This window comes from Streptomyces sp. TLI_105, from assembly GCF_900105415.1.
Taxonomy (GTDB): Bacteria; Actinomycetota; Actinomycetes; order Streptomycetales; family Streptomycetaceae; genus Streptomyces.
In genome coordinates this window covers 7,250,816-7,269,854 of the sequence record NZ_FNSM01000001.1, presented here as the reverse complement: position 1 = coordinate 7,269,854, position 19,039 = coordinate 7,250,816, and the positions used below count along the sequence as shown (strand labels likewise).

Here is a 19,039-nt window from a genome sequence, read left to right as displayed (position 1 = left end):
GAAGGACGTCGTCAGACGCTCCAGATCTCCTTCATCGTCTCCACTTCGCCCTTGGCGTTCAGTGTGACCTCGTAGACGTTGCCGTAGCAGCCGTAGGGTGCCTCCACCTTGGGGTAGTCCTCGGTGGGAGCCCCGATCTCCTGGGCCAGGCAGCGGTCGACGTGCAGCGCCAGCTGCTCGTGGTCGACCTGCTTCGACTGGCCGGGTCCGAGGGCCAGATACGCCTTGACGCTCTCCGGAAGGACGTAGTGCTTGGTCGGATCCCCCTTGTCCGCGCCGTAGATCCAGTCGTTCGGCGTGCAGTGCGGCTTGGCCTCCGCGGCCTCGAAGCCGCCGGCGTCGCGCATCAGCTGGACCTTCATCTTCATGTGCCCGGCGGGCAGGGTCGGCGGCGTGCCGCAGTCGCCGCCCTTTCCGTCACCGTCGACGTCATCGACCGGGGCGTCGTTTCCGGCCTCGCCAGGGTCCGACGTCCGGGACGCCGTGGCCGACGGCGGGGCGCCGGCGCCGGAACCTCCGGTCAGACCTTCGGTGTCGGGGTCCTCCGGGCCGCAGGCGGCGACGCCGCTCAGTGCGGCGAGAAGCGCGATCGCGCTGAGGGCACGGCGAGTTGAGGTCATTCTTCCATTCCCCCGAATGAGAGAGCTCGATGTCGTGATCATGATTGATCGACGGGGCTTTCTACACCACGGAGTTATCGAAGGGCCAATCGGCGCGACCAGGGGCGAGGCCCGTCAGCCCTGCGCCGGAGCCCTCGTCGTGACCAGCAGGCCCGCGAGGAGGCTCGCGAGGACCAGGAGACCGGCCGTCGACCAGAGGACGACGGAGTAGCCGCCCAGGATGGCCGTGTTCGCCTGCGTGATGAGCGGGGTCAGGGATTCCGGCAGGCCCTCAGGGTTGATCAGGACGCCTCCACGCCGCACCCCCTCCGGAAGGCCCGACACCCCTTCGAGGCGGCCCGCGGCCACCGCGGCGACGACGCCGCCGAACAGCGGGGCGGCGAGCCAGCCGCCGAGGCTCTGGGCCGCGAGGACCGCCCCCGCCGTGCCGCCGGAGCCCCGCGGGCCGCTCGCACCCGTCGCGACGGCGAGCAGCGGCCCCAGCGCCAGGCCGAGACCGAGGCCGACGAGGAGGAGGGCGGGCAGCACCAGGGCGACGTACGGGCTGTCGATCTCCAGGCGGGTCAGCAGCGCCGCGCCGACGGCCGCGAGGACCAGGCCCGGCACGATCAGCAGGCGGGGGGCGAGCCGGTCCTGGAGCCGGCCGGAGACCTGGGTGGCGACGAGGACGGCACCGGCCATGGGCAGCACCATGAGACCCAGCCGGGACGGGGAGTGGCCCAGCCCGACCTGCAGGTACAGGGCCACGATCAGGAACACGAGGGGCGATCCCACGCCGACGAGCGCGAGGACGAGGAGGGAGCCGGCACGGTCGCGGTCCCTGAAGACCCGCGCGGGGACGAGCGGGCTGCCCGTCCGCGTCTGCCACCACACGAACGTCACCAGGAGGGCCACGCCGACCAGCAGGAGGAACACGGTCAGGGGTGCGGTCCAGCCGCGGTCACCGGAGGCGAAGCCCTGGACCTCCTGGGCCCTGTGGAAGCCGAAGGCGAGGGCGGCGAGCGCGCCGGTGCCGAGCAGCAGGCCCGGGACGTCGAGGCGGGCGGGGGTACGGCTCGCCCGGTCCTCCTCCAACCGGACGGCCGGGACGAGGGCCACCAGGACGAGCGGGACCACGCCGTACAGGCACCATCGCCAGCTCAGGTTGTCGGCCAGCCAGCCGCCCGTGAACGCGCCGATGGCCAGACCGCCCCCGGCGAACAGGGCGTACAGCCCGAAGGCCGTGCCGCGTTCCCTCGGGTCGGTGAAGCCACCGGCCACCAGGGCGAGCGCGGCCGTGGAGAGCAGCGCGGCGAAGACGCCCTGGAGGGCGTGCGCCGCGATGAGCACGCCGGCGGCGGGGGCCAGTCCGCCGAGCACGGAGGCGGCGGCGAAGCCGGCAAGGCCGATGATCGCCGTCCGCTTGCGGCCCAGGAGGTCGTTGAGGTGCCCGCCGAGCAGGAGCAGTGTGCCGAAGCCGAGTCCTTGGGCGAGGGGCAGCAGATTGAGGTCGCCGAGGGAGATGCGCAAGTCGGACTGGATGGCCGGCAGCAGTGCGTTGGTGCTCGTCGAACCGACGAGCACCATGAACTGCGCCAGCGCGGCGACGGCCAGGCCCGCCCATCGCCGGGGGGACGGAGCCGGCTGGTCGGCCGGGGCGGTGGCCGCTCCCCACGCGCCGGGCGCGGCCCCCGCGGCCGGCCCGAACCCCGGCGGCACGGGGCCCTGGCCCCCCTGCACCGTCGGGCTGTAGGCGGGGTGCGGAGGGTACGGCTGGGGCGGGGCGGAGTTCGGGGCGGAGTACTGCGCCGGGATCCGCGGGTCCGGCGGCGTCACCCGCGTCTCCGGGGCGAAGTCCAGCAACTGCGCGGCACGGCGTCCGAGTTGGGCCAGTACGGCACCGGGCAGCCACTCCTCGTCCCGGTCCGTCGCCGTGCGCGCCGCCACGTCGGCGGGTGTCGGCCGCCGAGCCGGATCCTTGTGCAGGCACGCCCGTACGAGATCGAGCAGCGAGTCCGGTACGCCCGTCAGGTCCGGCTCGTCCTCCGCGATCCGGAACAGGTGGGCGCTGAGGCCGGTGTCGGTGGCGCCGAAGAGGAGCCGGCCGGTGGCGGCGTACACCAGGACGGCCCCCAGGCAGAACACGTCGCTGGCCGGGGTGAGTTCGAGCCCGCGCACCTGCTCGGGCGACATGAAGCCCGGCGAGCCGATCAGCATGCCCGTACGGGTGTGCAGGCTGTCTCCGCCGAGACCGTCCATCGCCCGCGCGATGCCGAAGTCGATCACGCGCGGCCCGTCCACGGTCACCAGTACGTTGGACGGCTTCAGGTCACGGTGGATGAGTCCCGCCCCGTGCACGGACCGCAGCGCCACGGCGAGCCGGTTGGCGAGGATGCGGACCGAGTGCTCGGGCAGCGGGCCGAAGTCCTTCGCCACCACGGCGGTCAGGTCGGGGCCGGGGATGTACTGGGTCGCCACCCACGGCACCGGGGCGTCGGTGTCGGCGTCGAGCACGGCCGCGGTCCATTCGCCCCCGACCCGCCGGGCGGCCTCCACCTCGCGCGCGAAGCGCCGCCGGAACTCGGGGTGCTGGGCGTGCTCGGCCTGCACCACCTTCACGGCGACCGTCCGCCCCGCTTCGGACCGGCCGAGGTACACCAGTCCCATCCCGCCCGCGCCCAGCCGGGCGATGATGCGGTAGGGGCCGATGTGCGTCGGGTCTTCCGTGATCAACTGGTCCACGTCAACAACATAGTTGAGGTACGCACGGCCCCGTGCGGGATCACCCGAACCGCGGGCGTCCGAGCCGTTCACGGTGCCGCCGGGGCGAAGGACAGCATGCGGGCCTGGTGCTGGCCGTCGTCGCCGCTCACGCCCGACGGCGTGATCACGATGCGGCCCTTCACGTAGGCGAGGTGTCCGGCGAGCATGGCGTACTCCGTGGACACGGCCGAGGCCGGGTGGTTCAGGATCCGCTTCTCGGTGTCCACGCCGCCCGGTCCGAGCCGGATGATCCCGCCCGGCCGGCTGGGCGTGGCGGCCTCGTAGACGAGCGCGGACGAGCCCGCCTCCGCGTGCAGGGGGTGGAGCGTGGTGAGGGAGGACTTGATGCCCCAGACGAGCTTCCCGGTGCCGAGGTCGTAGGCGCCGACCTGGTCCGTACCGCCGAGATAGACGGTGTTCGGGCCGACGAGCGTGCCGTCGCACTCCTGGATGTCCTCGCCCGAATCGCCGGTGTCGGCGCAGTAGGTGAAGCCCTTCGCCCGGGGGTCGATGGTGGTGCGGAGCTTCCCGTCCGGGCGCAGGGCGACGACTCGCCAGTTGTCGGTGCGCTCCGTGGCGTGGAAGGTGGTGAGGACGACGGGGTCGACGGAGAGCACTCTGCCGATCTCCCATCCCGGCCGGGTCCGGAAGCGCCAGAGGACCTTGCCGGTGCGCGGGTCGAGAGCGCGCAGCCGGCTGTAGTTCCCCGTCCGGTCGACGCTGATCGCGCAGTCGGCCTTCACCAGGAGCCGGGCGCCGCCCGCCACGTCGTCGGGGTAGCACTTGCCGGGGTCTTCCACGGGGATGTCGTAGAGCTTCGTCCCGTCGCCTACGCGGTACGCGGCGGCCTTCATGCTCTGGCCGACGGCGACGACGCCGCCGCTCACGGCGCTGTTCACGATGATCGTGTCGTCCCTCGTGCCGGTCTCGGCGAGCTGTTTGTGCCAGCCGGCCCTGCCGGTCCTGAGGTCGATCATCTGGAGCTGGTTGCAGCGGTAGCCGGCCCAGGCCTCGCGGTTCTGGTAGACGATCACCACCTTGCCGTCCGGCGTGGGATTGGCGGGTGTCTCGCAGACGGGCGCGGGCAGGTGCACGGTCCAGAGCTCGGCGCCGTCCGAGAGGCGGTGGGCGGTGACCTTCTTGTAGAGGGCCTGGACGACGGTGTCGCCGACGGTCCACAGGTCGCGGACCTCGATGGAGCGCCGGGGCAGGTCCGTCCGGTCGTCGACGACCCACGCCGTCGCGTCCCCCGGCCCGCGGCCCGCGTTGATCTCGTCCGAGGTCGGGACGTGCTGCGGTTCGGGCGTGCGGACGGCGGGGGTACGGGACGGGTTCGGCGTCCCGGAGGGGCGCGGGGTCGGCTCCGCGACCGGGGCGGCCGGACCGCTCCACCAGCCGCCGCCGGCCGCGTACACGCCCCCGCCCGCCAGCAGGAGCAGCACGACGAGGACCGTGGCGAGGACCGGCCCCCTGCCGAAGCGTCCGCGCCGGGGCGGCGGCCCGGGCGGGGCGTACCCCTCCGGGGCGTACGGGTTGCCCGGCACCGGCTGCTGCGGCGGGCGCGGTGCGTACCAGGGCTGCGACGGGCGCTGCATCGGTCTTCCTGCTTCTTTCGTCCTTGTTCGGCGGTGGGTCTACACCGCTACGCGTTCGCCGGACGGGTCGACGACGACGATCTGGAGGTGCGCCGGTGCGTACCTGCGCGCCTTGGCCACCATCTTCCGCAGGTCGAACTTGGCGCGGAGGACCGCGACATGGATCGGCGCGGGCATCTCCGGGTCGTGGGCGAGGACGGTCCCGCCCGCCGGGAGGGAGGCGCCGCGGCGCAGCCGCGCGCCGATCAGGGCGTGCGTGCCGCCCTCCGGGGTGGCCACGACCAGCTGGGTGACGTCGCTCCAGGGCAGCGGGACGGTGCCGAACCGGGCGCCGGCCGCGTCGAACTGGAACGCCGTACGCCGGTTCTCGTACCAGGAGATGATGAAGGGGAGCGCCGCCACGATGACGACACCGCCCTTCATGTCGAGTGCCCATCCGAGCAGGACGGCGAGCCCGACGACGCCCACGATCGCCCCCCACAGACCCGCCTGGTCCCGCGCGGAGAACGGATGGGTCACCCGGTAGCGCTCCCATCGCGCCGCGCGGCGGGTGGGCCGCGCGCCGGGCCTGCTGCCGGCCTGTGACATGACGGTGTCTCCCTGCTGTCGACGACGCGGGCCGGCTGCCGCCCCCACGGCGGCAGCCGACCCGTCGGGGCCACCCTGGCGCGGCGCGGTGGAAGGCCGATGAAATGCTGCTGAAGCGAAGGTCTTGGGAAGCGGTGCGGGCACCGCGCGTGCGGGGGACGTGGGGGCGAGGACGTGAGTGTGGAGCCGGCGGGCCGGGGCACGGGCCCGGCCGAGGCGAGCGGACCCCTGCGGATCGATCTGCTCGGCCCCGTCCGGGCCCTGCGCGGCGACGTCCCGGTCGCCCTCGGTCCGGTCCGCCGGCAGGCGGTGCTCGCCGCCCTGGTCCTGCGCGCCCCGGGCTTCGTGACGTACCGGCAGCTCCTCGACGACGTGTGGGGCGCCGAACCGCCGGGCACGGGCCACCGCGTCCTGCCCAGCTACGTGTACGCGCTCCGCAGGGCACTGGACGCGCCGGACTCCGGGCCGGACCGGTCGGTGATCGGCGGCGGGCGCGGCGGCTACCGCTTCGAGCCCGGCGGGGCCCGCACCGACCTCGCCGAGCTCGCCGAGCAAGCGGCCCGCGGCCGGCGGGCGAAGGCCTCGGGTGACCTCGTCGCCGCCCTCGACGCGGGCGGCCGGGCGCTGGCGCTGCTCCGTGGCGAGCCCCTGCCCGGTCTGCCGGGGCCGCTCGCGGACACCGAGCGGCAGCGGCTCGCACGGCTGCGCCGCGCCCTGCACCAGGAGCACGCGGAGTGCCTCGTCCTGCTCGGGCGCCACGCGGAGGCCCTGGACGGCCTCATGGCGGCGCCGCTGGCCCTCCCGTACGACGAGCCCCTCGCCGCCCTCCGGATGCGCGCGCTGTACGGCAGCGGCCGCCAGGCCGAGGCGCTGGCCGTCTACGGGGAGACCCGCGCCCGCCTCCTCGACGAGCTGGGCGTGGAACCCGGCGAGGACCTGCGACGCGTCCACCAGGCCGTCCTGCGCCGCGACGACGCCCTGCTCCTCGGCCGGGTGCCGGGGCCCCGGGGGTCGGCCGCACCCGGGGTGGGGGACGCGCCGCCGGAGCACGGCGGGCGTGGCGGGAACGGGGCCCCCGAACAACCGGCCCGCACCGGCGGGGACGGACACACCGAACAACCGGCCCGCACCGGTAAGGACGGGAACGGCGAAGGACCGGCCCGTCCCGGCGCGGGCGGGGACACCGCAGGGCCGGCCCTCCCCGGCGAGGACGGGAACGGCGACGAATCCGTTCGGTCCGGTGTCGGGCTCCCCCGCCCCCGGCGCAACGAACTCCCCGGAGACATCGCCTGCCTGGTGGGGCGCGAGGCGGAGCTCGCGGTTCTCACCGCCGCCGCGCACCCGGGAGCGGTGTCCGTGATGACCCTGGACGGGACGGCGGGCGTCGGCAAGACCGCTCTGGTCGTGCGGGCCGCGTGGGCGCTGTCCGACGAGCACCCCGACGGGTGCCTGTTCGTGGATCTGGAGGCGTACGGCGCCGCAGACGAGAGCGCCGGCCCGCACCGGGCCCTGCGCCGGCTGCTCCGCACGGTACGGGGCGCGGGCGAGGAACTCCCCTCGGATGCGGGCGACATGGATGCGGGGGACGGCCTGGCGGACCTGGTCACGGCCTGGCGCGCGGCCACCAGCGGGCTGCGGCTGCTGCTCGTCGTGGACGGCGCCCGGAGCGCCGAGCAGGTCCGTCCGCTGCTGCCCGCGGGGCCGGGAAGCCGCGTCCTCGTGGCGGGTCGGCAGCGCCTGCCCGGCCTGGACGCCGATGTGCGGCTCACCGTGGAGCCGCTGGGCACCGGTGACGCGGTCGGTCTGCTGCGCACGCTCCTCGGGGAGTCGCGGGCGGACCGGGAGCCCGAGGCCGCCCTGGAACTCGCCCGGCGCTGCGCCGGTCTGCCGCTGGCCCTGCGGATCGCGAGCGCCCGGCTGCAGAACCGCCCGTCGTGGACCCTGGCGTTCCTGGCCGGGCGGATGTCGGACGACGTGCGCGGTCTCGGCGAGCTGCGGGCGGAGGACCGCAGCGTGGAGGCCGCCTTCCGGCTCTCGTACGACCGGCTGGAACCCGAATTGCGGCGGGGTTTCCGGGCGTTGGGGGCGGTACCGACCGTCCGTTTCGACGGTCTCGGCCTGGCCGCCGTGCTGGGCCGTCCCCGTGCGCACGCCGAGGGGATCCTGGAGGACCTGGTCGACGCGAGCCTGCTCCAGGAGCCGCATCCGGGCCGCTACCGGCTGCACGATCTCGTCCGGGCCCATGCGCGGCAGCTCGCCGCCGCGGCGCCGGAGGAGGCGGCCGCGGACCGCGCGGCCGTCCTGCGGCTCTACACCGCGGCCGGCCGGATGGCGGGCGACTGGGGTCCCGAGACCTTCCCGACCGCCCCCGGCGCGGCCGGTTCTCCCTTCGGCGGCCAGCGGGAGGCCTCGGAGTGGCTGGACGCGGCCGGCGGAGAACTGCTCGACGTGGTGGCCTCAGCCGCCGCCTCGGGCGCGTACGACCACGCCTGTCTGCTCGCGGAGGCCCTGGTCGACCACCAGCTCCGGCAGGGCCACCACCCTGAGGCACGTGCCGCGCTGGAACTCGCGCTGCCGTGCGCGGACCTGGCCGACGACCGGGGGCTCCGCTCCGCGCTGCGCACCTGCATGGGGGTCGTCGACATCCACCGGGGGCGGTTCCGGCAGGCGCACACGTGGTTCACGGAGGCCCTGCGGCACGCCCGTGGGCAGGGCGATCCGCGGAACGAGGCCCGGGCGATCGCCGGGACGGGCGTCGCGCTGTGGCCGCTGGGCCGGGTCGAGGAGGCCGTCGGCCTCCTGCGCCGGGCCCTGGAGCTGGCCGCCGGCCTCGGCGACGACTGGCTGACGGGGGTCTCGACCTGCAACCTCGGCGCGATCCACGCCCTGCGGGGACGGCACGAGGAGGCCCTCGACCACTACGGCGCGGCCCTCGCCCTCGCCGAGAAGAACGGCCGGCCCCGGACGATCGCCCAGTCCCTGTGCTTCGTCGCCGACGCCCACCTCGCGCTCGGCCGTCCCGCGGAGAGCGCCGCCCTGCTGCGGCGGGCGGTCGACCTCGCGGAGGGGGCGGGGGACGTGACGCTGCGCGCGGCGGCACTGTCGCGGCTCGCCGCCGCCGAGCACGGGCGGGGCCGGCTGCGCGCGGCCGTCGACACCCACCACGAGGCCCTGTCCACGCTCACCGAACACACCAGCACCTGGCTGGAGATGGAGATCCGCATCCGCCTCGGCGACACCTACGCGGCAGCGGGCCGCCGCGCGGAGGCACACCGGGAGTTCCGCACCGCCCTCTCCCTCCCCGGCGCCGGGGACCACCCCCAGCAGTACGCCCGGGCACGCGACGGGCTGGCCGGCACGGGTGACGGACCGGGCGACGGCCCCGGCCGGTAGGCACGGGCCTCCCGCGCGGAAAAGGCCGTGCCCCCGACGCCAGGAGGTCGTACGATGATCGCGATGACGACTCACTCCCTTCACAGATCGGGGGTCCCGTCCGCAAAAGGTGAGTGCTGATGGCCACTCCCTCCGCGTACGAGGACTCTCCCCTCTCCCGCTGGCTGCGCGTGCGCGAGTTCGCCGTGCCGCCTTCCATGATCGAGACCGCGACAGCCCGCCGTCGGGCCGGGGACTGGGCGGGGGCCTGCGCCGCCGCGCACGTCGACGTCGATCTCGACCTGCGCGCTCTCGCCCGCGGTCACGGCGCGGAACTCGCGGCCCGCGTGCGGGCCGATCTGCGCCGGCTGGCCCCGGACCTGCTGCGCTGGCACATGCCGAGGACCGCTCCGGACGGGCTGCTGCGCCCGGGCCTCACCGTCGCCCTCGCCCGGTACGGCACCGGGGGACACGACGGTACGGGCGCCGTGCACCTGGTGGTCCGGACCGTGCCCGCCTGGGCCGACTCCGGGCAGCGGATCAGCCTCACGCTCTGGGGCCGGTCGGCGTCCGGCGCCGGCCCCGCGTCCCACCACCCGCACCCCCACCCGCACCCACGGTTCCGGCTCGACCTGCACCGCCATCTCTGGGACGCGAGTCGGGCCGGTGAACTGCGCAGCCGCTGCGGGGCCGACGGCCCGGCCCGCGAACTCCCTTCGCCGGACCAGGATCCGGCTCACGGCGGGCTCCGCCACGCCGTGGACCGGTGGCCTGAGGAGGCGGCGATCCTGCTGCGCGCCGAGGGGCGACCCGCGGGCCCGGTGGCCGTACGCCTGGGCAAGGGGCACCGGTTCCTCCTGGACGCCGACCCGTCCGGGACGCGCGGATCCTCCCGGCCCGCGCTGCGGCCCGCCCCCGCCCGACGCGACTTCGCCACGGTGCCCGTCCTGCCGGACGCGGCCACCTGGCTGCCGCCCGATCTGGAACTGCTGCGCGCCGGCCTCGTCGAGGCCGGGCAGCTGCATCCGCTGGTCGCCGCCGCGCTCGTACCCGGCCACGTGCCGCCCGGTCCACCCCGGCCGTCCGATGCGGCGGGCGCGCCGCGCCTCGTGGAGTGCCGGGGCGCCCGGCATCGGATCGGCCTGGTCGACGGCGTACTGACCCCGCTCGACCACGATCCGGCCGAACTCAGGCGCGAGGAGCTCCTCGTGGCGCTGACCGGCAGCGCGCTGCCCTGCGTGCGGGCCGTGGACGAGGCTCACCGGCGCCCGGACTGCCTGACCGGTGTCCGGGAACGGCTCGTCCACGGTGACGTCGCCGGAGCGCTGGCCGTCGTCGAGGGCCTGCTCGGTCCCGCCGCACTGCTGCGCGACGGCGCTCTCCGGGACGCGCTCGAGACGGCGGCGCGGCGGCGCGTCACGTACGGGCTCTACCGGGCCGGGCTCATCGGCCCCGCACCCGGCCGCGAGCCCGTGCCCCTCCCCGTACCCCCGCGCCGGACGCGTCCGGACAGCCGCCGCACGCGCACGCGTGGCGCGCACCCGCGCCACGCGACGTCCGCTTTCCCTTCTGCGTCCCGCTGACGGACTCCACGCCCCGCTGACGGAAACCCGGCTCCTCTCTCCTCCCTGACCCGTTCCCTCTCTTCTCCCCCAGGTGATCTCCCATGCCCGCACCCCTGCCCTCCGCCCCGGCCTCCTCCGACGAACTCGACGTCTCCGCCGCCCTGTTGTCCCTCCTGCGCGACACCGACACCGAGCCCCGACCCGATCCGCAGCTGGAGGCGCTGACCCTTGCGGTCGCCGCCGATCTGCCGGTGCTCCTGTGGGGTGAGCCGGGCATCGGCAAGACCGCGGCCCTGACCCAGCTCGCCGCCTCGCTCGACCTGCCGCTGACCACGGTCATCGCGAGCGTGCACGAACCCACCGACTTCTCCGGCCTGCCCGTCCTCGGGGACGACCCCGCGGAACAGGGTGTGCCGATGGCACCGCCGGAGTGGGCCGTGCGTCTGGTCCGCGCCGGCCGGGGCCTGCTGTTCCTGGACGAGCTGTCCACCGCTCCCCCGGCCGTCCAAGCGGCCCTGCTCCGGCTCGTCCTGGAGCGCCGGATCGGGACGCTGGTCCTCCCGCCCGACGTGCGGATCGTCGCCGCCGCCAATCCGCGGTCCTCGGCCGCCGACGGCTGGGAGCTGAGTCCGCCGCTCGCCAACCGCTTCGTCCATCTGCGGTGGGCGCACGACGCCGAGGTCGTGGTCCGCGGCCTCGGGGGCGTCTGGCCGCGTGCCACGCTCCCCCGTCTCGACCCCGCGAGACTGACGGAGGCCGTGGAGGTCGCCCGGCGGGCGGTCTGCGGTCTGCTGACGGCGCGCCCGGCGCTCGTCCACCGGCTGCCCGGCGGCGAGGCGCTGCGGGGCGGCCCCTGGCCCTCGCCCCGGAGCTGGGAGATGGCGCTGCGGCTCATCGCCTTCGCGACCGCCGCGGGTGTCTCGCGGGACGTGCTCTCGCAGCTGGTGAGAGGGGCCGTCGGGGACGGGCCGGGGCTCGAACTCCTGGCCTGGATCGACCGGATGGACCTCCCGGATCCCGAACTTCTCCTCGCCGACCCCGAGGGGGCCGAGCTGCCCGAGCGCGGAGACCGCCGCCAAGCGGCCCTCGAAGGGGTCGTCGAGGCGGTCGGCCGGCGCCCGGAGAAGGCCCGCTGGGACGCGGCGTGGGCACTGCTGGCGCGGGCCCTGGAGTCGGGAGCCCCGGACCTGGTGGTCGCACCGGCGACGACGCTTGCGGGGCTGCGCCGCGAGGACTGGGACGTTCCGGCGGCCATCGAGCGGCTCGCCGGCGTCGTGTCCCTGGCCCGGCGCGCGGACCGGGCGGGCGACCGGGTGGCGGCAGCTGCGGCCGGCGCGGGGACGGGGCGATGAGGCCGGGCACGGACATGACGGGCAGGGAGGCGAAGTCGGCCGGCGGGGCGGGCGCGCTGGATCTGGAGAAGTTGTACGCGGCCCGGCTGCGCGCCGTACGGGTCCGGCCGTATCTGGCGACCGCGCTGTTCGCCCTGCGCACCGTGGAGTCGGGGGAGGTGCCGACGATGGCGGTGGACCGTCACTGGCGCTGCTACGTCTCGCCCGCGTTCGTCGACCGTACCCCGGTGGAGGAGCTCGCCGGGGTGTGGGTGCACGAGGTGACGCATCTGCTCCGCGACCACCACGGGCGCAGCGACCGGGTGGCGCGGGAGCGCGGTCTCACGGGTCCGGGCGAGCGGCTGCGGATGAACATCGCCGCGGACTGCGAGATCAACGACGATGTGTTCGGCGACGGGTTGCCCATGCCCGAGGGGGCCGTGCATCCGGGGCTCCTCGGGCTTCCCGAGGGGGAGCTCATGGAGGACTACCTGCGGCAGTTCCAGCTCGGTCCGCGGACCAGGGACGCGGGCTGGCTGGACTGCGGCAGCGGCGCCGACGGTCTCGAACGGGCCTGGGACCTCGGAGCGGACGGTGCCGAGGGGCTGAGCACCCAGGAACAGGACGCCGTACGGTTCCGGGTGGCCCGGGCCATCACCGGCCGGCCGGGCAACACACCGGCGGGGTGGCGGCGGTGGGCCGAGGAGGCTTTCCATCCGCCGCAGGCGTGGCGGGAGTTGCTCGGAGCGGCCGTCAGGTCGGCGGCCCAAGGTTCCGGTGCCGGGGGCGACTACTCGTACGGGCGGCCGTCGCGCCGCTCGGTCTCCGTGCCCCGAGCGGTGCTGCCGAGTCTGCGGCGCAGCCCTCCTCGGGTCTCCGTCGTCATCGACACCTCGGGTTCCGTCAGCGACGCCGAGCTGGGCAGCGCGCTCCTGGAGGTCGCGGCGATCGCCAGGGCGGTGGGCGGCCGGCGTGACCTGGTCACCGTGCTGCCGTGCGACGCGGCGGCGCGGATCGTCCATCCGCTGTGCCGAGCGGAGGGCATCCCGCTGATGGGCGGCGGCGGTACGGATCTCCGTACCGGTTTCGCCGCGGCTCTGCGGGCGCGCCCGCGCCCGGACGTGCTCGTGGTCCTGACCGACGGTCAGACGCCGTGGCCGGCCGCGCGGCCGGCCTGCCGGACGGTGGTGGGCCTGTTCCCTCGCGCGCGACCGTCCCGTTCCTGGAGCGAGGACGACCCCGATCACGTGCCGACCGGACCGCCGGACTGGGCCCGGGTGGTCGACATCGGGGAGGCGGCCGGGCGTACGTGAGCCGGATCACAGGGAACCCCCGCCCGGTTCGGGTCCTCCTTCAGGTGTCGGCGTCACGGGGCGCCGGATCCGGGCTCGTTCACCATTCCGATACGGAGGGGACCCCATGGCGGTCATCGACATCCAGCGGCCTCGTGCGGCGGCCGGCGGGCGTGCCGTCGCCGTGCTGCTCGCCGTCCTCGCGCTGGCGCACGTCTACTGGGCGACCGGCCTGACCTGGCCGGCCGCCGACGAGCGGGGCCTCTCGCTCGCCGTCCTCGGCAGCGTCGTGTCCTTCGGGCCGGCGGTGGTGCTGCCGCTGGCCGTCCTCGAGGGGGGCGCCGCGGTGGCCGTGGCCGCGCACGCGCGCGGGGTGCGCGGCCGCCGGGTCCCGCGCCTCGTCACGTACGCCGTGGCCTGCGGGATGCTGCTGCGCGGGGCGGCCGGTCTGGTGTGGATCGTCGTCGGCCGGGACGGCTCCGGGGCGGCCTTCCCCTGGCTGAACGCGCTGCTGTACACGCCGCTGAGCCTGGTCTTCGGCTGGACGGCCCTGCGTGCCGCCCGCTGAGGCCGCGGGTCCCGTCGACCGGGGCGTCGCGCTCGTCCGGGCCGCCCGGCGCGGCGACACCCTGGCCCTGCACGACCTGCTCGACCACCTCACTCCGTACATCGCCCGGATCTGCCGGCCCATCGCCCTGGACGACGGACCGGACGCCACCCAGGAGGCCCTGGTCGCCGTCTTCACCTCGCTGCGGTCGCTGCGGGAGCCGGAGGCGCTGTACGGGTGGGTGCGGGCGATCTCCGTACGGGAGGCGGTGCGGGTCGCCCGGCGGGCGGCGCGGGCGCGGCCCGCGGAGCTCCCGGACGTGCCTGAGCGGGGCGATCCGCAGCTGGCCGCCGACATCGACGACGTCCTGGCCCGGCTGTCGCCCGCGCACCGGGCGGTGCTCGTGCTGCGGGACGTCGAGGGGATGGAAGAGGAGGCCGCGGCGGCGCTCCTCGGGGTGCCGGCCGGCACGGCGAAGTCCCGGTTGCACCGGGCACGGCAGAGCTTCCGAAGGGCGTGGTCCGCGTGAACGGCGATGAGGCGATGATCGACGACGTGCGGCGGCTGCGGGCCATGGGCGCCGGCGTCCGGGGCGCGCGGATCGTGGAGCGGGTGATCCCGGCGCCGTTCGACGTGGTGTGGGGCGTCATGGGTGATCTGGAGGGCGGCTTCGGGGAGTTCCAGCCCGACATGCGGTCGGTGCGGGTGCTGCGCAGGGACGGTGACCGGGTGGAGGCCCTCGCCCGCAGCCGTCACGGCCTGCGGGCCCGTTTCCACGGCGTGCTGCGGCCGGGCTGGTGCTGGCTGCAGAGCCGGTTCCTGGTCATCGGGATGGCGGCGGTGGACGAGGGCGGCCGGACCCGGGTGGCGCTCACCGGCGGCGTCCGCGTCCCGGGGCGCGCCGCGCTGGTCCCGTTCGGGGCGCGCCGGGAGCTGGAGCGTGCCATGGCGCGCCTCGCCGAACGGGTCGTCCGTCAGGACGGCTAGGGGGTGTCCTGGATCCGGCGGAACGGCCGGTCCGCCTCCAGGGTGAACGCCGCGTCGAGCAGGGTCCGTTCGCTGCCGGGGCGGCCGGAGAACATGACGCCGACGGGCAGTCCGTCGTCCGTCGTCCGGGTGCTGGGCAGCGAGATCGACGGGGTGCCGACGACGTTGTCGACCGGGGTGAACGCGACGTACGCGAGGATCCGTTCGACGAGCGCCTGGTACGGGACGGTCGGTGCGAGATGGCCGATCGGCGGCGCGGGGTGGGCGAGGACGGGGGTGAGGAGGAGGTCGAGTCCGCGGAACGCCGCCGCGTACGCCACCTTCGTGCGCTTCAGCCTCCGCAGCACGCCCGGGGTGCTCCGCCAGTTCTCCAGGTAGGTGGCGCGCAGGCCGCGGCTGAGGCCGTCCATGCGGTGCCGGTCGAAGTCCGCGCCGAGGCTCCGGCCGGTGGCGCCGAGGAGGAACGACAGCATTCCCCAGTAGGTGAGGAAGTCCTCGGTGAAGCGCGGGTCGATGGTCATCTCGACGGGTTCCACGCTGTGGCCGAGCCGTTCGAGCCTCGTCGCCGTCTCCGTGACGGCCTCCCGGGTGACGGTGTCGGAGGTGACGCCGTTCGGCGAGTCGAGGAGGAATCCGATGCGAAGGCGCCGTCCGGAGGGCCCTTCGAGCAGGCCCACGGGCGGCAGCTTCGGGTTGCGCCAGTACGTCTCGGCGGCGGCGAGGAACGCGGCGCTGTCCCGTACGGAGCGGCTCACGATGCCGTCGGCGACGAGGTCCAGGGGCAGTCGGTGGCTCTGGGCGTTGGGCACGACCCTGCCCCGGGTGGGCTTGAGGCCGACGAGCCCGCAGGCGGCGGCGGGGATCCGGATGGAGCCGCCGCCGTCGTTGGCGTGGGCGATCGGCACCGCTCCGGCGGCGACGAGCGCCGCGCTGCCGCCGGAGGAGCCGCCCGCGGAGTGGCCGGTGTTCCACGGGTTGCGGACGGGTTCGGCGGCCTCGTACTCCGTGGTGGGGCTGAAGCCGAACTCGGGCAGCCGGGTCTTGCCGAGGACCGTGACGCCGGTGCTCAGGAACTGCCGGGCGAAGGGCGCGTGCCGTCGCGCCGGGTTCGGGGTGAAGGCCGCGCTGCCGTGGCCGGTGGGCAGCCCCTGGTGGTCGGTGTTGTCCTTGACGAAGGTCGGGACGCCCGCGAAGGCGCCGCCGGTCGCGGCACCGGGCACGGGGGCATCGACGTGCGTCTGGACGGCGTGGAGCCGTTCCTCGACGGCCCGTACCCGCTCGGCCGCGTCCCGGGCGGCCTCGGCGGCGCCGACCTCGCCGCGCCGGATCGCCTCGGCGAGTCCGACGGCGTCGTGTTCTCCCAGGGCGTCGTCCCGGAAGGCGTGCACCCTGGTCCGTTCGTCGAAAGTCTTCACCGCTGCCTCAGCCCCCGGCCGTGTGGATGGTCGCCCACCATCATTGCCTACCAGCGGGTAACAGGCGAGGGGTCGAGGCCGCTCGTGTGCGACCGGGATCTGCCCCGAAAGGCGGGTCCTAGGGGGTCCTAGCGGCCCTGGAGGGTCTTGACGTTGTCGCCGAAGGTCCAGCCCTTCGAGCCGTCCCAGTTGGCCGACCAGGTCATCAGGCCCTTGAGCGAGCCGCCGTAGTGGTTCCAGGCCTGGGCCACCGCCGACGGCGCCAGGTGTCCCCCGCCGGCGCCCGGCTGGGCCGGGAGACCGGGGACCTGCTTGTCGTACGGGACCTTGACGGTGGTGCCCTGGACGACGAGTCCGCGGTTCAGGCAGTCGGTCTGGGCGATGAACCCGGCGACCGTGCCGGCGGAGTAGGAGTCGCCGGAGCATCCGTACATGCTGCCGTTGTAGTACTGCATGTTCAGCCACCACAGGCGCCCGTTGTCCGCGTACTTCTTGACGATCGGCAGGTACGCGCCCCAGATCGACCCGTAGGCCACGCTGCCGCCGGTGACGTACGCGGTCTCCGGCGCCATCGTCAGCCCGAAGCCCGCGGGCATGCGGGCCAGGACCCCGTCGATGATGCGCACCAGGTTGGCCTGCGAGGTGGACAGGGTGCCGATGCTGCCGCTGCCGACGAGACCGGTCTCGATGTCGATGTCGATCCCGTCGAAGTTGTACGTCTTCAGGAGGGGCACGACGGTCTCGACGAAGCGGTCGGCGACGGCGCGGGAGCTCAGGTCGATCCCGGCGGCGGCGCCCCCGATCGACATCAGGATCGTCGCCCCGGCCGCCTTGGCCCGGCACATCTCCGCGGGGGTGGCGACGCGGACGGTGCTGTCCATCCCGTCCTCCCACAGCACGGTCCCGTCCGAGCGGATCACGGGGAACGCGGCGTTGACGACGTTGTAGCCGTGGGCGGCGAAACGCGGGTCGTCGATGGACGTCCAGCCGAACGGCGGGTGGACGCCGTTGGCGGAGCCGTCCCAGTTCTCCCAGTACCCCTGGAGCACCTTCCCGGCGGGCTTCGGCTTGAGGGCGCAGGTGTCCGCGGCGGCGGACGACGGGGAGGAGGCGGGTTTCGCGTCCTCGGCGGCGGACGACGGGGGCGGGGCGGGCCTCGCGTCCTCGGCGGCGGCGGGGCCCGCGAGGACGGCGGCGGCGAGCAGGGTGGCGAGCCCCGCTCCGAGGACACGGGTGATCCGGGGGCCTGGCATGCGTGCTCCTGGGGACGTGGGGGGTGGTCCTGGACGTGGCGCGCGCTCCAGGAGACCGTAAGTTGGTCCAGACCTTTCGTCAACCACCCGCACACACAAGGGAGTTACGGCTCCGATGGTGAGCGCCAGGCCGTCACCGCCGCCGTTTCCGCGCGTGCGCCACGCGGGGCAGCTCCTCGTCGATCAGGCGGCCCGTGAGCGCGCCGCCGAACACGACGACGCCCACCGCGACGAGCCAGGTCTGGATGACGAGGAACGCGCCGAACGGGCCGTACGTGACGGCGCTGGACGCGATCAGCGGGGAGAAGACGAGCCGCGAGAAGACCCTCAGGCCGAGCAGGCCGAGCGTGGTGCACACCGCCCCGGGCAGCAGGGCGACCCACGGGACGCGTCCGTCGAGCAGCAGCCGCTGCGACCACCAGAAGAACAGCGCGCCGATCAGCAGCGTGACGGCGTCGCTCACCGGGGTCTCCCGCCAGAACGGGAAGACCGCGAAGAGGTAGAGGACCCCGATGAGCACGGCGAGCCACAGCACGTGCCGCCATCGGGCCCTCCAGTGGGCCGGAGGGAGGTCCCAGACCTTCTCGTACCCGCTCTGCACCGCCGTGCCGAACGTGATGCCGAAGACGGTGAGCAGGGCCAGGCCGAACGCCGTCGTGGTCCGCCGCACCTGGCCCGGCAGCGCGAACAGCCGCTCGATCTCGGCCCTGGCGGCGTCCGAGACCCCGATGCCGTCACTGAGCCACTGCGCGAACCCCTTCCCGCTGCCCGCACCCGCCGCCGACACGACGATCAGGAGCGGCACCAGCGTGAGGAAGGAGAGTGCCGCGAACCCCAGCGAGCGCTGCCACAGGTCGAGGTCCCTGGCCGGCGCCCATCGGTGCCCGGCCCGGAAGCGGCGGATCGCCCTCCGCGTCCGCCCGGCCCGGGGCCATCGCCCGGCGGGACGGGAGACCGTCCTTCCACGGCAGGACCGCCCCGCGCCGGCGACCAGCGGGGCGGTCCGGCGCCGGCGTCAGCCCTCGACGCCGGTGGCCTCGTGCGAGGCGCCGACGGGCTTGGACTCGGGGGAACCGCGCTGGCGGAGGTAGACGGAGAGGATGGCCATCGACGCCACGGCCAGGAGTTCCGACTGCCAGTTCTGCAGGGACCGGTTCCAGAAGTCGGCGGAGGCGAGGTAGGAGGGCCAGGAGACGGGGGCCTGGAGCTGCCGCAGCCGCAGTTCGTTGAAGGCGGCCGCGCCGGAGACCGACTGGGCCAGCCAGGACAGCAGGAAGAAGACGGCCATGACGAGCCCGAGCGACCGCGAGTAGACGGCCTGCCGCCAGTCCTTCGTGGCCGCCCAGCGGGGCGAGTCCGGCCGCGCGTGGTCACCCATGCGCTGGTCCCGTTCGCTCTCCGTACCCGCCTTGTGCAGTTCCTTGGACTCCGGCGAGCCGCGCTGGAGCAGATAGACCGTGCCGAAGATGTAGAGGAAGAACTGCAGGAACTCCGACTGCCAGTTCTCGGTGACGTCGACGGCGAAGTCCGAGGACATCAGGTAGTCGCCGAAACCGATCTGCTGGAGCCCCTGGACGGCGAGCTGTTCGTTGAACTCCGCGCGCCCGGAGACCGCCTGGGCGCCCAGGACGATCAGGAAGGCCGCCCCGAAACAGAGGGTGAGGCTGTTCGACCGCCAGAACCCGCGTTCCCGGGACCGGTCGGCCGTCACCGCTGCATCATCCCGATCGCG

General features: G+C 74.8%; 15 protein-coding genes. 7 read left to right on the top strand and 8 right to left on the bottom strand.

All coding sequences use genetic code 11. The features are described from left to right. Positions 1-11 precede the first annotated feature (11 nt). The 4 genes from BLW86_RS33190 to BLW86_RS33175 all read right to left on the bottom strand — a co-directional run bounded on the left by BLW86_RS33190 (position 12) and on the right by BLW86_RS33175 (position 5,545). Positions 12-620, bottom strand: a complete 609-nt coding sequence (locus BLW86_RS33190) for a hypothetical protein (protein ID WP_093877442.1) — start codon at positions 618-620, stop codon at positions 12-14. 114 nt (positions 621-734) lie between these two features. Beyond that, entirely contained in the window at positions 735-3,341 is a 2,607-nt protein-coding gene (locus BLW86_RS43835) for a bifunctional serine/threonine protein kinase/MFS transporter (protein WP_093877441.1), read from the bottom strand. A gap of 68 nt (positions 3,342-3,409) precedes the next feature. Then, positions 3,410-4,957 carry an outer membrane protein assembly factor BamB family protein gene (locus BLW86_RS33180; RefSeq protein WP_093877440.1) on the bottom strand — a complete coding sequence of 516 codons (1,548 nt, stop codon included), beginning with the start codon at positions 4,955-4,957 and terminating at the stop codon, positions 3,410-3,412. A gap of 39 nt (positions 4,958-4,996) precedes the next feature. Continuing rightward, positions 4,997-5,545, bottom strand: a complete 549-nt coding sequence (locus BLW86_RS33175) for a hypothetical protein (protein WP_093877439.1) — start codon at positions 5,543-5,545, stop codon at positions 4,997-4,999. A gap of 174 nt (positions 5,546-5,719) precedes the next feature. On the opposite strand from BLW86_RS33175, the gene BLW86_RS33170 reads away from it, so the two are divergent. The 7 genes from BLW86_RS33170 to BLW86_RS33140 all read left to right on the top strand — a co-directional run bounded on the left by BLW86_RS33170 (position 5,720) and on the right by BLW86_RS33140 (position 14,639). Then, positions 5,720-8,938, top strand: a complete 3,219-nt coding sequence (locus BLW86_RS33170; RefSeq protein WP_256341498.1) for an AfsR/SARP family transcriptional regulator — start codon at positions 5,720-5,722, stop codon at positions 8,936-8,938. Between the two features lie 119 nt (positions 8,939-9,057). Next, positions 9,058-10,500, top strand: coding sequence for a hypothetical protein (locus BLW86_RS33165; protein WP_093877438.1), 1,443 nt, complete (start codon positions 9,058-9,060; stop codon positions 10,498-10,500). Between the two features lie 83 nt (positions 10,501-10,583). Further along, complete coding sequence (locus tag BLW86_RS33160) at positions 10,584-11,834, top strand: AAA family ATPase (protein WP_093877437.1); 1,251 nt, start codon at positions 10,584-10,586, stop codon at positions 11,832-11,834. Further along, positions 11,831-13,126, top strand: a complete 1,296-nt coding sequence (locus BLW86_RS33155; RefSeq protein WP_256341497.1) for a vWA domain-containing protein — start codon at positions 11,831-11,833, stop codon at positions 13,124-13,126. Before BLW86_RS33160 ends, BLW86_RS33155 begins: the two co-directional genes overlap by 4 nt. Before the next feature lie 106 nt (positions 13,127-13,232). After that, positions 13,233-13,673 (top strand): DUF3995 domain-containing protein, encoded by a 441-nt coding sequence (locus tag BLW86_RS33150; protein ID WP_093877435.1) that lies wholly within the window; start codon positions 13,233-13,235, stop codon positions 13,671-13,673. Continuing rightward, the gene (locus BLW86_RS33145; RefSeq protein WP_093877434.1) at positions 13,660-14,181 is read left to right on the top strand and encodes an RNA polymerase sigma factor; all 522 of its coding nucleotides are present in this window, start codon (positions 13,660-13,662) and stop codon (positions 14,179-14,181) included. The genes BLW86_RS33150 and BLW86_RS33145 overlap by 14 nt, the downstream gene beginning before the upstream one ends. Beyond that, positions 14,178-14,639 (top strand): SRPBCC family protein, encoded by a 462-nt coding sequence (locus tag BLW86_RS33140; protein ID WP_256341496.1) that lies wholly within the window; start codon positions 14,178-14,180, stop codon positions 14,637-14,639. Before BLW86_RS33145 ends, BLW86_RS33140 begins: the two co-directional genes overlap by 4 nt. On the opposite strand, the gene BLW86_RS33135 is transcribed toward BLW86_RS33140, so the two are convergent. The 4 genes from BLW86_RS33135 to BLW86_RS33120 form a co-directional block, all read right to left on the bottom strand. After that, positions 14,636-16,054: an amidase gene (locus BLW86_RS33135; protein WP_093877433.1), complete on the bottom strand. Its 1,419-nt coding sequence runs from the start codon at positions 16,052-16,054 to the stop codon at positions 14,636-14,638. The two genes, BLW86_RS33140 and BLW86_RS33135, sit on opposite strands and share 4 nt — an antisense overlap. 128 nt (positions 16,055-16,182) lie before the next feature. Continuing rightward, entirely contained in the window at positions 16,183-17,307 is a 1,125-nt protein-coding gene (locus tag BLW86_RS33130) for a chitinase (protein ID WP_093877432.1), read from the bottom strand. A gap of 133 nt (positions 17,308-17,440) precedes the next feature. Then, positions 17,441-18,211, bottom strand: coding sequence for a YhjD/YihY/BrkB family envelope integrity protein (locus BLW86_RS33125; RefSeq protein WP_093877431.1), 771 nt, complete (start codon positions 18,209-18,211; stop codon positions 17,441-17,443). A 111-nt stretch (positions 18,212-18,322) separates the two neighbouring features. Then, positions 18,323-19,018: a DUF6766 family protein gene (locus tag BLW86_RS33120; RefSeq protein ID WP_093877430.1), complete on the bottom strand. Its 696-nt coding sequence runs from the start codon at positions 19,016-19,018 to the stop codon at positions 18,323-18,325. Positions 19,019-19,039: the final 21 nt, after the last annotated feature.